Source organism: Mycolicibacterium sp. HS_4_1 (genome assembly GCF_054515875.1).
Genome location: NZ_CM137261.1, coordinates 3,602,473 through 3,617,940 on the forward strand (window position 1 = coordinate 3,602,473; position 15,468 = coordinate 3,617,940).

Annotated in this window: 12 protein-coding genes; 5 read left to right on the plus strand and 7 right to left on the minus strand. The window is 68.1% G+C overall.

Going from position 1 to position 15,468, the window contains the following annotated elements:
* Window positions 1-113: 113 nt before the first annotated feature.
* From ACX12F_RS17255 to ACX12F_RS17270, 4 genes are all read right to left on the minus strand, one after another.
* Window positions 114-1,004 carry a hypothetical protein gene (locus tag ACX12F_RS17255; protein WP_459365740.1) on the minus strand — a complete coding sequence of 297 codons (891 nt, stop codon included), beginning with the start codon at window positions 1,002-1,004 and terminating at the stop codon, window positions 114-116.
* Between the two features lie 99 nt (window positions 1,005-1,103).
* Window positions 1,104-3,893, minus strand: coding sequence for a helix-turn-helix transcriptional regulator (locus tag ACX12F_RS17260; RefSeq protein ID WP_459365741.1), 2,790 nt, complete (start codon window positions 3,891-3,893; stop codon window positions 1,104-1,106).
* A gap of 103 nt (window positions 3,894-3,996) precedes the next feature.
* Window positions 3,997-4,953 (minus strand): electron transfer flavoprotein subunit alpha/FixB family protein, encoded by a 957-nt coding sequence (locus tag ACX12F_RS17265; RefSeq protein WP_459365742.1) that lies wholly within the window; start codon window positions 4,951-4,953, stop codon window positions 3,997-3,999.
* A gap of 47 nt (window positions 4,954-5,000) precedes the next feature.
* Window positions 5,001-5,801: an electron transfer flavoprotein subunit beta/FixA family protein gene (locus ACX12F_RS17270; RefSeq protein ID WP_459365743.1), complete on the minus strand. Its 801-nt coding sequence runs from the start codon at window positions 5,799-5,801 to the stop codon at window positions 5,001-5,003.
* Window positions 5,802-6,065: 264 nt separating this feature from the next.
* Here ACX12F_RS17270 and ACX12F_RS17275 point away from each other — a divergent pair, with 264 nt between their 5' ends.
* The 4 genes from ACX12F_RS17275 (at window position 6,066) to ACX12F_RS17290 (ending at window position 11,286) form a co-directional block, all read left to right on the plus strand.
* A complete protein-coding gene (locus ACX12F_RS17275) occupies window positions 6,066-6,872 on the plus strand; it encodes a class I SAM-dependent methyltransferase (RefSeq protein WP_459365744.1) in 807 nt (268 codons plus the stop codon).
* Window positions 6,873-6,937: 65 nt separating this feature from the next.
* Window positions 6,938-8,467, plus strand: a complete 1,530-nt coding sequence (locus tag ACX12F_RS17280; RefSeq protein ID WP_459370396.1) for a 1,4-alpha-glucan branching protein domain-containing protein — start codon at window positions 6,938-6,940, stop codon at window positions 8,465-8,467.
* Window positions 8,468-8,495: 28 nt separating this feature from the next.
* Complete coding sequence (locus tag ACX12F_RS17285) at window positions 8,496-9,725, plus strand: glycosyltransferase family 4 protein (protein ID WP_459365745.1); 1,230 nt, start codon at window positions 8,496-8,498, stop codon at window positions 9,723-9,725.
* A gap of 49 nt (window positions 9,726-9,774) precedes the next feature.
* Window positions 9,775-11,286, plus strand: coding sequence for a multicopper oxidase family protein (locus tag ACX12F_RS17290; RefSeq protein ID WP_459365746.1), 1,512 nt, complete (start codon window positions 9,775-9,777; stop codon window positions 11,284-11,286).
* Between the two features lies 1 nt (window position 11,287).
* On the opposite strand, the gene ACX12F_RS17295 is transcribed toward ACX12F_RS17290, so the two are convergent.
* Window positions 11,288-12,025 carry an acyltransferase gene (locus tag ACX12F_RS17295; RefSeq protein WP_459365747.1) on the minus strand — a complete coding sequence of 246 codons (738 nt, stop codon included), beginning with the start codon at window positions 12,023-12,025 and terminating at the stop codon, window positions 11,288-11,290.
* 64 nt (window positions 12,026-12,089) lie between these two features.
* On the opposite strand from ACX12F_RS17295, the gene ACX12F_RS17300 reads away from it, so the two are divergent.
* Window positions 12,090-13,421, plus strand: a complete 1,332-nt coding sequence (locus tag ACX12F_RS17300) for a BamB-related PQQ repeat family beta-propellar protein (protein WP_459365748.1) — start codon at window positions 12,090-12,092, stop codon at window positions 13,419-13,421.
* 7 nt (window positions 13,422-13,428) lie between these two features.
* Here ACX12F_RS17300 and ACX12F_RS17305 read toward each other — a convergent pair whose 3' ends face one another.
* Both ACX12F_RS17305 and ACX12F_RS17310 read right to left on the minus strand, forming a co-directional pair.
* Entirely contained in the window at window positions 13,429-14,124 is a 696-nt protein-coding gene (locus ACX12F_RS17305) for an esterase (RefSeq protein ID WP_459365749.1), read from the minus strand.
* 104 nt (window positions 14,125-14,228) lie between these two features.
* Window positions 14,229-15,434 (minus strand): THUMP-like domain-containing protein, encoded by a 1,206-nt coding sequence (locus tag ACX12F_RS17310; RefSeq protein ID WP_459365750.1) that lies wholly within the window; start codon window positions 15,432-15,434, stop codon window positions 14,229-14,231.
* Window positions 15,435-15,468: the final 34 nt, after the last annotated feature.

Below are 15,468 nucleotides of genomic sequence, written 5' to 3' on the forward strand. Positions count from 1 at the left end.
CATCTGAAGGCGTTGCCCGCGGTGGCAGCGTGGCAGACCGAGGGAAACGGCAGATGCCTGAAGCGTCATGTCGTATCCCCTGTCGCCGATCCCGGACCCGGTGGGCCTCGTGCTCAGCTTCGTCGCGCTGAAGGCTGATCGAACCCTTGAAAGCCCGTAGTCGGCACCGGGTGGAGCCAACCAGCGATGTTGGCGATGTAACCCTTGAAGATCTCCAGCCGCGACGGGTCGTTCGCGATCTGTGCGCCGGGACGATCGGACACGAACGACGGTGCCCCGGCGGCGAGATCCCAGTTGTAGTCCGCAAAGTGGTGGAATGTCGACTCGGCGATCGCGCGACCCATCGGCCGTCCGTCCGCCGACCGCTCCCCGTCGACCACGACCGCAAGATTGAAGTGCCGGCCGGTCGCGGTACTGCGGCCCTTTGCAATCACGCGGGCCGGCGGCCCTTTCGCGGACACCATGCCCTCATGCGGATGTGCGGGGAACCATTCGATGTGGCCGCTTGCGGTGCGGTTCGTCCGCAGCAGTTCGTGCGGCTCGCCGTCGACCAGGACCGGCTGGTAGTCGCCATTTGCTCCGGAGTGGTAGTTGGGCCACGAGATATCCGGATTGTCCTGGTCGTCACACAGATCGCGGCGATCGACGTTCTCGTCGTGGAATTCGTTGACCACGCCGAGGAATCCGAGGCGATCGAGGCAGCATCCCAGGTCCTGGTGATCGCGCGCGGTGAGCACACCGCCACCGCGCTCCCGGAACCGCCGGATGCCCTCGGCGTCGGCCGCCGTCAGACCATCGCCGACGTCAACCGCCAGCAACCACAACTGGTCGAAATCGAGCTCGTCCAGATGGCTCAGCACCGGGTCGTCGGTTTGGCATGCCCGATTGCGTGCGATCACATGGTGACCGCACGCTCTCAGCTCGTCGGCCAGCAGTGAAAACCGGCTGACGTCCCAATCGTCGGCACACTCGGTGATCGTCGTCTGCAACAGGATGCGGGACACAAAACTCACTTCGCTTCAAGGGCTTTCGCGGAATGCGTTCAGCGTGGCCGATCCTGAACCGCAGCGAACCCTTGGAAGTTCGTGGTCGCCCGGCGCCGTTCAGCTCACGGGGAAGAGTTTGCGCAGCTGCCGCCGCGACGTGATGCCGAGTTTGACGAAGACCTTCCGCAGATGCCATTCGACGGTGTGGGTGCTGATGAACAGCTGGGCACCGATCTCCTGATTGGTCAGACCGCCGGCGGCGAGTTCTGCGATCTGGGCCTCTTGGGTGGTCAGCTCGTCACCGGAACTGACCGGCTCCTTGCGGACCTTCTTCCCGGCGGCGATCAGCTCACGGCGCGTCCGCTCCGCGAGGGCCTCGGCTCCCATGCGATTGAACATCTCGAACGCCGCGCCGAGGTGCTCCCGCGCTGCCACGCGGCGGTTCATCCGGCGCAGCCATTCTCCGTAACACAAATGGGCCCGGGCCAGCAGGAAGGCGACGCCGGTGCGCCCGAGCCGCTCGATGGCCTCGGTGTACAGGACGTCGGCGCCCTCGTCGTCGACCACCAGGGCACGCACGTGCGCGAGTACCCCCAACCCCCAGTCGGTGCCGCTGGAACTCGCGCGCGCAGCCAGTTCCTGCACCGCCCACTTCGCAGTTTCCTTGTCCCCGATGCGCGTTGCGGCTTCGACGAGCTCGACCAGGCTCCAGCTGTAGAAGCCCAGGTCGTCGTACTCGCAACAGGTCCTGGCCGCAGCAAAAGCTTCGGCGTAGCGCCCGAGTCCGTTGTACAGCACAGCGGAAAGGAAACCCGTGACGCCGAGCGCCCGGCCTTCGCCGCGTGCCGCCGCATCGGCCACGGCGGACTCGATGAGGCCGACCGCGTCACCCGCAATCCCGCGGAACGCCGCCAACGACAGCGAGTGGTATCTCAACGGCGCATAGTCGGTCGCGGCCGAGATCACAGCGGCCTCCGCGATAAGCGCTGTGGCCGTGTCGAATTCACCTGACAGGAGGTGCACGCCGGCGCCGAAGGCGAGCGCAGGCGGAAGCACGGCCAATGCGCCGGCATCGCGCGCCTGCCGAATCGCGGCGGTGGCCAGCAGCCGGAGGATGCCGTCGTCCCAAATTTCTCCGACGGCCGATTCCTGCACGATGGCCAGTCCCAACGGCATCCACCGGAGCAGCTGACCGTCGGCGTCCTGCGCGTGCCGGCACATCAGCTCCAGCGCGGCGCGTATCTGTTCAGTACCACCACCAGTGGCGATCCGACTCGCCACCCCGCTCAGCAACAGGTCCACCGGCCGATGCAGCTGCCCCGCAGCGCCGAGGGCAGCGCCGGCAGCCGCGGCCACCTCCCGCAACGTGTCCGGTGGGCTCAGCCGTCCCGCATACATGGCCGCGGCAAGTGCCTCGAGATACGTCTCACGGGCGAGGCCGTCATCAAGCGCCTCAAGGCGTTTGGCTGCCGCTAACAGCTTCTGCACGGACTCGCCGAGCGGCGGCACGGCGGACCCGCCGCCACGGCTGCGGGCGAACTGCATCTGGGCCCGCAGCCGATCCACTTGCGCCCGTTGCAGATCCGTCAGCGGCCCGAGTTCGGCGACCGCCAGGAGTTCATACGCCGCAGCCGGTGCCGCTGCGTCGCATTTGGCCTGTGCCGCCGCGAGCGCCCGCGCCGCGCGCCGGGCCGGGTCCGCGGTGAGCACTGTCGCACGCTCCAAGAATGCCGCTGCCGCGGCGACACCGCCCTTGCTGTGTGCGCGCCCCGCGGACCGTTCCAGATCGGCGGCCACCGCATCGTCGGGTCCAGCCGCGGCGTGGGCGAAGTGCCAGGCGCGACGGTCGGGATCATGGTGCGGATCCGTGGCCTCGGCCAGCGCCCGATGTACCACCCGGCGCTCGTTCACATCTGCCGCACGATAGACAGCCGAACGCATCAGCGGATGGCGAAAACGCATGCGCGAGCCGAATTCGATGAATCCCTCCGCCTCGGCGGGTGCCAGCGCATCGACGGACAACCCCAGAGTCGCCGCCGCCCGCCGAAACAGCGCCGCGTCCCCGACCGGGTCGGCGGCGGCGAGGAACAACAGTTGCTGGGCAGCCGGTGGCAGCGCATCGACGCGACGCCGGTAGCCGTCCTCGACCTGACCTATCGCGCTGCGCCCGGTGCCCATGTTCCAGAAGCCCCCGGCGAGCTCGGCGGCGGAAACACTTCGCGGAACCTCGAGGAGGGCCAGCGGAATCCCCCGCGTCTCAGCCACTAGGCGGTCGCGCACCCGTTCGTCGATCCGACCCAGTACCACCGAGTCGAGCAGATCGCGGGCATCGGCATCCGACAGGCCGGTGATCGTCAGTTCCGGCAGGCCACCCAGTGCCTCGGCACCGGTATCGCGGGCCGCGAACAGGACGACGACCGGCTCAGCCAGCAGGCGACGCGCGACGAAGGCGAGGGTCTGTAGCGACACCTGATCGAGCCATTGCGCGTCGTCGACCACACATAGCAGCGGTTGGCCCGCAGTAGCGGCGGCCAACAGACTCAGCACCGCGAGCCCCACCAGGAAACGGTCCGGTGTCGTCCCGACGCCACGGCCGAACACCACGTCCAATGCTTCGCGCTGCGGAGTCGGCAGCTCGTCGAGATGATGCATCAGCGGCGCACACAGCTGCTGCAGGCCCGCGTACGCCAACTCCATGTCCGACTCGACACCGGTGACCTGGATGCACTGATATCCATCGGCGATGTCGGCTGCGTGCCGCAGCAGCGCGGTCTTCCCGACTCCCGCCTCACCCCGCAGCACCAGCACCTCGCTGCTACCGGCCTGTGCGGTCGATAAGAGACCGCGCAGCACCGCGATCTCTTTGTCGCGGCCACGCAAGTCCGGGCTGCGCCCCTGGCTCGACATCGGCACCACCGTATCTAGTTGCTGTCAGTGGACGTGTCCAGACGCAAAGGTGCCCCAAAACCGCGGTTTTGGGGCACCTTTGCGTCTGCTCACGCAGAGAAAACTAACCCTTGCGAGCCTTGATGGCGTCGGTGAGCTGCGGAGCGACCTGGAACAGGTCACCCACGATGCCGAGGTCGGCGATCTCGAAGATCGGGGCCTCTTCGTCCTTGTTGACCGCAACGATGGTCTTGGACGTCTGCATGCCGGCGCGGTGCTGGATGGCGCCCGAGATGCCGAGGGCGATGTACAGCTGCGGGGCAACGGTCTTACCGGTCTGGCCGACCTGGAACTGACCGCCGTAGTAGCCCGAGTCGACCGCGGCACGCGAAGCACCGACGGCACCACCGAGCGAGTCGGCCAGGGCCTCGACGACCGCGAAGTTGTCGGCGCTGCCGACACCACGGCCACCGGCGACCACGACGCTGGCCTCGGTGAGCTCCGGACGGTCACCGGCAACGGCCGGCTCGCGCGAGGTGATCTTGGTGGCGTTCTCGGCCTGGGCCGGAACCTCGACGTTGACGACCTCACCGGCGCCGGCGGCCGGGGCGGCCTCGACAGCACCCGGACGGACCGCGATCACCGGCAGCACGTCGTTGGCCTGGGCCTCGACGGTGTAAGCGCCACCGAAGATGCTGTGCACACCAATGCCACCGGCCTTGACGTCGACGACGTCGACCAGCAGGCCGGCACCCAGGCGAGCGGCCAGACGACCGGCGACCTCTTTGCCCTCGGTGCTGGCGACAGTCAGAACCGCGGCGGGGCTGGCCGACTCGACGAGAGCCTCCAGCACGTCGACGGTCGGGGTGACCAGGAAGTTGGCCGCGTCAGCCGACTCGGCGACATAGATCTTCGCCGCGCCGGCGGCCTTGAGGGCGTCGGTCAGCGGAGCAGCGGTGCCGGGGGCACCCACCACAACTGCCGACGGCTCACCGAGCACACGGGCAGCGGTGATCAGTTCGGTGCTCACCTTCTTGAGGGCACCATCGGCGTGCTCGACGAGCACAAGTACTTCAGCCATGCGTATTTGCCTCTGTGTCTTTCTGGAAGTTTCGGTGTGGTGGGGGGCTAGATCAGCTTCTGACCAACGAGGTACTCAGCGATCTTGTTGCCGCCCTCGCCCTCGTCGGCGATCTTCTCGCCCGCGGCCTTGGCCGGCTTCGGTGTCGACGACAGCACCTTGCTGCTGGCATTGGCGACACCGACCTCGTCGGCCTCGACACCGATCTCAGCCAGCGTCAGCACGGTGACGGGCTTCTTCTTGGCGGCCATGATGCCCTTGAACGACGGGAAGCGGGCTTCGCCGATGCGCTCGTTGACGCTGACGACGGCGGGCAGTGAAGCCTCCAGGCCGAAGACGCCCTCGTCGGTCTCACGCTCACCGGTCACCTTGCCGCCCTCGACGGAGATGCTCCGCAGGGAGGTCAGCTGCGGCAAACCCAGCAGCTCGGCGATGACCGCGGGAACCGCGCCACCGACACCGTCGGTGGACTCGTTGCCGCCGATGACCAGCTCGGCGCCCTCGATGGTGCCCAGCGCGCGGGCCAGGGTCCAACCGGTCTGGATGATGTCCGAGCCCTTGAGCTGGTCGTCCTTCACGTGCACCGCATTGTCGGCGCCCATGGACAGAGCCTTGCGGATGGCCTCGGTGGCCCGCTCCGGTCCGACGGTCAGCACGGTGACGGTGCCGGCGCCGCCGGCGGCCTCTTCCTTCTCCTTGATCTGCAGCGCGGCCTCGACAGCGCGCTCGTTGATCTCGTCGAGCACCGCGTCCGCGGACTCGCGGTCGAGGGTGAAGTCGCCGTCGTTGAGCTTGCGCTCCGACTCATAGTCAGGGACCTGTTTGATCAGGACCACGATGTTCGTCATGGGTGTGGTTCGTCCTCCTCGATGAGGCCGGCGGTCGGCCTGGCATTCACGATTAACGCAACGACCAACATGTTACTACTCGGTAACTTATGTGGCATGGCGCAGGAACACCATAGCTGGTCGAGCGCTGCCCGAGGATGCCGCCTTTTGTTTTCTTGACCACACTCGGGGCCGTCCGGCAACATGACAGAACCAGCAGGTGGGACGGCCCAATCGATCGGGCCCGGGAATTCTGATACCAGTCTGGGCTAGCCTGCCTATCTAATGAGCACTTTTTCCGAAACCCAGCCGGTCGAGCCGTCGGCTGAACCGCTCGTGCCGGTCATGCCACTGACCGGTGAGCGCACGGTCCCGGACCTGGCGGAGGAGAATTACTGGTTCCGTCGCCACGAGGTGGTCTACCGGCGACTGGCCGAGCGCTGCCGCGACCGCGACGTGCTGGAGGCCGGCGCCGGCGAAGGCTACGGCGCGGACCTCATCGCCGACGTCGCGCGCCGGGTGATCGGACTGGACTACGACGAGTCCGCGGTGGCGCACATCCGCGCGCGTTACCCGCGGGTCGAGATGCTTCACGGCAACCTCGCCGCACTGCCACTGCCCGATGCCTCGATCGACGTGGTGGTCAACTTCCAGGTGATCGAACATCTGTGGGACCAGGGGCAATTTGTCGCCGAGTGCCTGCGGGTGCTGCGTCCGGGCGGCCTCTTGCTGATGTCGACACCGAACCGCATCACCTTCACCCCCGGCAGCGACACCCCGCTGAACCCGTTCCACACCCGGGAACTCAACGCGGCCGAGATGACCGAACTGCTCACCGAACAGGGCTTCGTCATGGAGGCCATGCTGGGCGTCTATCACGGCGCCACGCTGCGCGAGCTCGACTCCCGCTACGGCGGCTCGATCATCCAGGCACAGATCGACCGCGCCGTGGCCGACGCACCATGGCCCGCGGACCTGCTGGCCGACGTGGCTGCGGTGACCATCGACGACTTCGACCTGCTAGACGCCGCTGCCGCCGGCACCGATATCGACGACAGCCTCGACCTAGTGGCAATCGCGGTGCGGCCGTGAGTGATTCGCCGAGGCCTGACCCCGAGTCGCTGCGCTCCTGCCCGCCGAGCGCACGCGTACCGGGGATGTTCACCCTGGTACTGCACACCCACCTGCCGTGGCTGGCGCACCACGGCCGCTGGCCGGTCGGCGAGGAGTGGCTGTACCAGTCGTGGGCGACGGCCTATCTGCCCCTGACGCGGGTGCTCCGCACGCTGGCAGAAGAGGGACGCAGCCATCTACTCACCCTGGGCATGACGCCCGTCGTCACGGCCCAACTGGACGATCCGTACTGCCTGGCCGGCATGCAGCAGTGGCTGTCCAACTGGCAGCTGCGCGCACTCGAGGCGACGACCGTTCGGGACGGCGGCACGCCCGATACCTTCAATTCTCCGGAAGCGTTGCGCGCCTTCGGTATTCATGAATACCAGCAGGCCGGCGCGGCACTCGCCGAATTCGCCGACCACTGGCAGCACGGCGGCAGCCCGGTGCTTCGCCGGCTCATCGGCGCCGGCACCATCGAGTTGCTCGGCGGCCCGCTGTCGCATCCGTTCCAGCCGCTGCTCAACCCGCGGCTGCGGGAGTTCGCGCTGCGCGAGGGCCTGGCCGACGCCGGCGCCCGGTTCGCGCACACCCCGGGTGGCATCTGGGCACCCGAATGCGCCTACGCCCCGGGCATGGAAACCGGCTACGCGGCCGCCGGCGTCACCCACTTCATGGTCGACGGACCGTCGCTGCACGGGGACACCGCGCTCGGCCGTCCGGTCGGCGAGTCGGACGTCGTCGCCTTCGGCCGCGACCTGCAGGTCAGCTACCGAGTATGGTCCCCCAAGTCCGGCTATCCGGGACACCCGGCCTACCGCGACTTCCACACCTACGACCACCTCACCGGCCTCAAGCCGGCGCGGGTCACCGGCCGCACCATCCCGTCGGAGTCGAAAGCGCCCTATGAGCCGGAGCGCGCCGACGCCGCCATCGATACGCATGTCACGGATTTCGTGAATACCGTTCGGCGCCGGCTGATCTCGGAGTCCGAGCGCACCGGACGCCCGGCGCACGTGGTCGCCGCATTCGACACCGAGCTGTTCGGGCACTGGTGGCACGAGGGGCCGGAGTGGCTGGGGCGGGTTTTGCGAGCGCTGCCGGCCGCCGGCGTCCAGGTCGGCACCCTGTCCGACGCGATCTCGGGCGGCTTCGTCGGCTCCCCTGTGGAACTGCCGCCGAGCTCCTGGGGTTCGGGTAAGGACTGGCAGGTCTGGTCCGGTGAGCAGGTCGCCGACTTCGTGACGCTCAACTCCGAGGTCGTGGACACCGCACTGACCACGGTGGACAAGGCACTGGCGCAGGATTCGGCCTACCCGGCACGGGACCGCGTGGCGGACCAGATCCTGCGCGAAGCCCTGCTGACCGTCTCGAGCGACTGGCCCTTCATGGTCAGCAAAGACACCGCAGCGGAATATGCTCGCTATCGCGCGCATCTGCATGCGCACGCCACCCGGGAGATCGCCGGTGCCCTCGCGTCTGGACGGCGCGACCAGGCCCAGCACCTCGCGGAAGGTTGGAACCGCGCCGACGGACTGTTCGGCGCCCTGGATGCCCGGAGGTTGCCGCGATGAGCGCTTGCGCGAAGAGCAGAGGGCAACGATGAAAATCCTCATGGTCTCGTGGGAATACCCACCCGTGGTGATCGGTGGCCTTGGACGCCACGTCCACCATCTGGCCGTCGAGCTGGCCGCCCTCGGTCACGAGGTCGTGGTGCTGTGTCGCCGGCCCGCGGGCACCGACCCCAGCACCCACCCCACCACCAATGAGGTGCACGAGGGCGTGTGGGTGATCTCCGCCGCCCTGGACCCGAACGAGTTCACGTTCGGCACCGACATGATGGCGTGGACGCTGGCGATGGGGCACGCGATGGTGCGCGCCGGTCTGAGCCTGCGCGACTGGACCCCCGACGTCGTCCACGCGCACGACTGGCTCGTCGCCCATCCCGCCGTCACCCTGGCCGAGTTCTTCGACGTGCCACTGGTTTCCACCATCCACGCCACCGAGGCCGGCCGGCACTCCGGGTGGCTCTCCGGCCCGGTGAGCCGCCAGGTGCACTCGCTGGAATCGTGGCTCGTCCACGAGTCCGACTCGCTGATCACCTGCTCGGTGTCCATGAGCGAGGAGATCACCGAGCTGTTCGGTCCCGAACTGCCCGACGTGAGCGTGATCTGCAACGGCATCGACACGGCAGGCTGGCCATTCGCGATGCGGCGCAAGCATGACGGCCCGGCCGAGCTGCTGTTCGTGGGCCGCCTGGAGTACGAGAAGGGCGTGCACGACGTCATCGCCGCGCTGCCCCGAATCCGCCGCACCCACCCGGGCACCACGCTGACCATCGCCGGCGACGGCACCCAGTACGACTGGCTGGTCGAGGAAGCCCGCAAGGCCAAGGTCAGCAAGGTGACCAATTTTGTTGGCCGCGTTGACCATTCCGCGCTGCTGGAGCTGCTGCACCGGGCCGACGCCGCCGTGCTGCCCAGCCATTACGAGCCGTTCGGCATCGTGGCACTCGAGGCGGCCGCGGCCGGCACCCCGCTCGTGACGTCGAACGTCGGCGGCCTCGGCGAAGCGGTGATCAACGGCAAAACCGGCGTCTCCTGCCCGCCGCGGAACGTGGGCGCGCTGGCGTCCGCGGTCCGCAAGGTGCTCGACGACCCCCCGGGTGCGCAGCAGCGGGCCCTGGCCGCGCGTGACCGGTTGAACCACGACTTCTCGTGGCAGACCGTCGCCGCCGAGACTTCGGACGTCTACCTGGCCGCCAAACGTGGCGAGCGCCTGCCCCATGCGCGCCGCCCCATCGTCGAACGCCCGCTGCCCGACCGCGGCTGAGTTCACTCAGCCCTTGACGTAGATACCCCCCAGGGGTACAAACGGCAGAGTGTTCACTCGTCGTAGTTTCCTGATCGCCTCGGCCATCACGGGCGCCTCGGCGCTTGCCGCGTGCAGCAAGACGCCGTCCCCCGCCGCGACCGGCGGCATCGATCAGAAGGCTGTCGCCGCGGCCGAGGCCGCCCGTCCGCACACCGGCCGCACCGTCTCGGTGGCACTGCGCCCGCAACCGGCCACCGTCGACCTCGGCGGCGTCACCGTGCAGACGCTCGCGTACGGCGATCAGGTGCCGGGCCCGCTGATCCGCGCGTCGGTCGGCGATGAGCTCTCGGTCCGCGTCGCCAACGGGCTCGATCACAACACGTCCGTGCATTGGCACGGTATCGCGCTGCGCAACGATATGGATGGCGCGTCCCCCGCAACGCCGAACATCAAGCCGGGCAACGACTTCACATACGCGTTCTCCGCCCCGCATCCCGGTACGTACTGGGCGCATCCGCACACCGGCCTCGACACCGACTACGGGCTGTACCTGCCGGTGATCATCGACGACCCGGCCGACGCTGCTCGCTATGACGCGGAATGGATTGTGGTACTTGATGATTGGACGTCAGGAGCCGGCAAGTCACCGCAGCAGATCTACGACGGTCTGCGCGCCATGGCCAACATGGGCGGACACGACATGGGCGACATGGGCGGACACGACATGAGCGGCATGGGCGATATGCCAATGGCGACGAGCCCGCTGCTCGGGGGCGACGCAGGCGACGTCAAGTACCCCTATTTCCTGGCCAATGGTCGAATCCCAGCCGCACCAACGGTTTTCAATGCCAAGCCCGGCCAGCGCATCCGGCTGCGCATCATCAACGCCGGCGCCGACACCGCGTTCCGCGTGGCTCTGGCCGGCCACCGCATGACCGTCACGCACACCGACGGCTTTCCGGTCGACCCGGTGGACGTCGACGCACTCCTGCTCGGCATGGGCGAGCGGTACGACGTCGTGGTCACTGCCGGCTCGGGGGTCTTCCCGTTGGTGGCGGTGGCCGAAGGCAAGGACGGCGCCGCACGTGCCCTGCTGTCGACGGGCGCCGGCACCGCACCGGACCCCGCGTTCCGTCCCGCCGAGCTGGCCCGCCGCGTCGGTACCGTCGCCGATTTCACGGCCACAAAGGCCGTCGACCTCGGCCCCATCACCCCGGACGTGACGCTGGCTGCCGAACTCACCGGGTCGATGATGAAGTACGACTGGGGCATCAACGGTCGGCCGTTCGACAATCGGCAGCCGCTGATGGTGCGCCAGGGCCAGCGCGCCGCCATCACCTTCACCAACTCGACGACCATGTGGCATCCCATGCACCTGCACGGGCACACCTTCCAGGTGCTGCAAGCCAGTGAAGGTGAAGTCCGGCGCGGCCCGCGCAAGGACACGCTGATCGTCCTGCCCAAGCAGAAGGCCACCGTCGCCCTCGTCGCCGACAACCCCGGCGACTGGATGCTGCACTGCCACAATGCCTATCACCAGGAGGCGGGCATGATGACGACTCTCGACTACACGAGCTGAGTTACCGGGAGCTCTTCTTGCGCTCGATGTCGGCCAGGGCCCGCGCGAGTTCTTCCCGCTCGGCGGCCGAGGTCTCCCAGTCCAGCTTGCGGTTCCTGACCACCTTGGCCGGCGCGCCGACGGCGATGGAGAAGTCCGGAATCTCGCCCTTGACCACCGCGTGGGCGCCCAGCACACAGCCGCGGCCGATGCTGGTGTTGCGCAGGATGGTCACCTTGGCGGCGACCCAGGTATCCGGACCGATCCGCACCGGGCCCTTGATGATGCCCTGGTCCTTGATCGGCAACTCCATGCTGTCCATCTTGTGGTCGAAGTCGCAGACGTAGCACCAGTCGGCCATCAGCGCCGACTCACCGATCTCGATGTCCAGGTAGGTGTTGATGACGTTGTCGCGGCCCAGCACCACCTTGTCGCCGAAGCGCAGCGAGCCCTCGTGGCAGCGGATCGTGTTCTTGTCGCCGATATGGACCCAGCGGCCGATCTCCATCTGCGCCAGCTCGGGCGTGCACTGGATTTCCACGCCCTTGCCCAGGAACACCATGCCGCGCGTGATGATGTGCGGGTTGGCCAGCTTGAACTTCAGCAGCCGCCAGTACCGCACCAGGTACCAGGGGGTGTAGGCCTTGTTGTCGAGCACCCATTTGAGCGACTCGAGGGTGAGGAAGCGCGCCTGTCGCGGATCGCGCAACCGCGAACCTCGCCATCGTTTGTGAATCGGAGCGCCCCACATCGTCGTCATGGCCGCAAAGCCTACGCGAGGCGAAATCGGACATTCGCCGGTCTCGGGCTAGTCTCGGGACTCGATGCCTGCACACCGAATGCGCCGTCTTGCCGCCCGAACGGCCACCGTTGCCGCCACCCTGCTGACCTCGGCGGTCACTCTGACCATCGCCGGGTGTGGCAACACCGATTCCTGGGTCAAAGCCCATCCGTCGGACGGCTGGCCGGCGCAGTATGGCGACGCCGCCAACAGCAGTTTCACCACGCTGGCCGGAGCGAGCAGCCTGAAGCAGGACTGGGCCCGGTCGGCCAAGGGCAACCTCGGCGCCCAGGTGATCCTCGGCTCCGGCAGCTATCTGGCCATCAACGCACAGTCGGCGGCCGGTTGCTCGCTGATGGTCTGGGAGAGCGACGAGCACGGCCGCCAGCGCTGGTGCACGCGGCTGTGGCAGGGCGGCGGTATGTCGAGTCCCCTTTTTGACGGCTTCGACAACATGTACGTCGGCCAGCCCGGCGCCATCATGTCGTTCCCGCCGACGCAGTGGATTCGCTGGCGTCAGCCGGTGATCGGGATGCCGACGACGCCGCGCATCCTGTCGCCCGGCCAATTGCTGGTGGTGACGCACCTGGGCCAGGTGCTGGTGTTCGACGCGCACCGCGGCCAGACCATCGGCGCACCGCTGGATCTGGTCAGCGGCGTCGACCCCTCCGACTCCGCGCGCGGCCTGGCCGATTGCCAGCCCGCCAAGGCGGGCTGCCCCATCTCCGCAGCGCCCGCGTACTCCCCCGACACCAACATGGTCGTGCTGGGTCTGTGGCAACCGGGCGCCGACGCACCCGCGCTCGTGGGACTGCGCTACCACGAAGGCCAGACTCCGCTGCTGACCCGCGAATGGACCAGCACCGCCGTCGGCGGTGGCCCGATCGCCAGTCCCGTGCTGTCCGCCGACGGCAAGACCATCTACGTCAACGGACGCGACCAGCACCTGTGGGCGGTGAACTCCGCCGACGGTAAGGCCAAATGGTCCGTCAACCTCGGCTTCCAGGCGCAGACGCCGCCATCGGTGACGCCGGACGGCCTGGTGGTCGCGGGGGGCGGGCCCCAGACCAAGCTCGTCGCGGTCAAGGACAAGGGCGACAAGGGCGAGGTGGCCTGGTCGCGCAACGACGTCGAGCCGCTGACGACGTCCACCCGGGCCGGCCGCGACGTCGGGTACGTCGTGGTCCGCGATGGTGACCATCCAGGTCAGGCTGGCCAGGCACTGTTGGTCTTCTCCCCCGCTGACGGCCACACGGTGAACCGCTACCCGCTGCCGGGTGCCACCGGATGGCCGGTCGGGGTGTCCGTCGGGCACGACAAGCGCGTCGTGACCGCGACCAGTGACGGCCAGGTCTACGCCTTCGCCCCCGCCTGAGGCGTGATCAGGCCAACATCGCCTCGATCGGTGCCCGCGGCACCGTCACCTGCACCGCGCCTGCGGATTCCGGCAACACCTGTCCCTGGCTGAAGAAGAAGATCAGCGAGTCGTTAGTGATCGCGAAGTTCTGATAGGTATCGGGATCCAGCCCGGCCGCCGGCGGCATCAGCACGGGCTGCGCGGACTGCCTGACCAGCTCACCCTGAACCATCGGCAGGATCACCGGAAACGGTTGTGCGCCAGGGGCGAACAGGTTCTCGATGGTGATCGGCTTGCGCTGGTTCTGATCCCAGTTGAACGACTTGTAGAAGGTCTGCGGGTGGGCGCCGCCTACGTCCTGGAAGGTCTTGAACACCACCGATTGGGTGTTGCGGGGCGGGATCGCCGCGGTGTACTGGGTCGCGCTGGTGTCCAACTCGTACGACGTCTCGTGCGGCCCAGGCATCTTCGCGACGTTGACGTATCCGTCACGCGTCTGGGTGATGTAGTCGACAACGGCCTGCTGGTCGGGGTAGTCGATCGGGTAGCTGATGTTGAGCGCGTAGCCGCGTGAAGTGTCGCGAATCTGGCACATCCGCGAGCCGTCGACGACACCGCCGAGATCGGAGCATTTCGCCGGGTTCGCGGTCGCAAGAGGCATGCCGAGCCAACCGACCGCGCCTGAGGCAGCGATCACTGCGGCGAGAGCGGAAAGGCGCATGTGGTGGATCCTCCGAGGGATGAATGAATGGCGGCACATCGCCGCCGGTTCTAGCGTACCTGGCAGGCCCACCCGGACCGGGCATGAACTGCGACCTGGCAGGTTCAGCGCGAGGGCCGGCAAATGAAGGCTGTCGGCCGGGCCGCGGCGCCGGTGCCGATACGGGTGATCACCACCGACAATTGCACACCCGACCGCTGCAGCTTCAGTTTGGACCGCAGCGCGTCCGGGTCGACGTCGACGCCGCGAACCAGGATTTCGACGGCGGCCGCGCCGTGCGCAGCAAGCGCTTGCCGCAGTCGCTTCTCGTTGTAGGCGATCTGCTCGATGACCTCGAATCCCCTTGTGCCCACTGGCAACTCGTCACCGGATAGGTAGGCGATCGCGGGGTCCAACTGCCACAGGCCATGGCGTGCCGCGTAGTGGCGCACCAGACCGGCACGGACCACCGCCCCGTCGGGGTCGACGATCCACCGGCCCGCGGGTGCCGAGGGGCAGTCGGCGGGGTCGGCATCGGTGAATTCCTCGGCCACCTGGCCCGTCTTGTCCAGCACGGTGGCCCGGCGGGTGACCCCGGCCGCGGTCAGGCCCGGCGACCACAGGCAGGCTTCCCGGACGCTGCCGGCGAGCGACGTGATCTGCACCTCGCCGCTGAATCCGAGCTCGGCCAGCTGCCCGAAATCGACGCCGGGAGCGCACTTCACGACCAGGTCGCGACCCCGGTACACCTGCAGGAGCTCGTCCAGCGGCGGGGCGTAGTCGCGGGGATCGAACTTGCGACGCCCGGAACTGCGGCGGGCCGGGTCGACGACCACCACCGCGTCCCGGGTCACCGGGTGCAGGGCATCGGCGCGGCACAATTGCGCGCGGCCGCCCACGTTGTGCTGCGCCATGGCCAACCGCACCGCGTCGAGATCGCTGCCGATGAGCGGGGACGCCGAAGCACCCGAATTACTGAGCGCCGCAAGCTCTGTCCCGATCGAGCAGGTTGCATCGTGCACGACGCGGCCGGAGAGCCGGCGCGCGCGGTGCACCGCGACGGCTCCCGCCGTCGCCTGCTGCAGCGCTTCGTCGGTGAACAGCCAGCCGGTGACGTCGCCGAGCTCGGCCAGTTTGGCGGCGGCCCGGCGGCGCAGCAGGACCGTCTCGACCAGCACCGCCGCACGGTCGCCGAAACGCGAACGCGCCCAAGCAATGTCGGAGACCCGCCCGGCATCGGTCAGAGGCCGGGCAGCCACCTCGGCGAGCGCCTCCTGACCGGCTCCGGTCAGATAGGCGACATCGTCGAGCGTGAAGGCATACCCGCTCACGTCGGGAGCGTCAGGTACGACAGGTCCGCCGAGG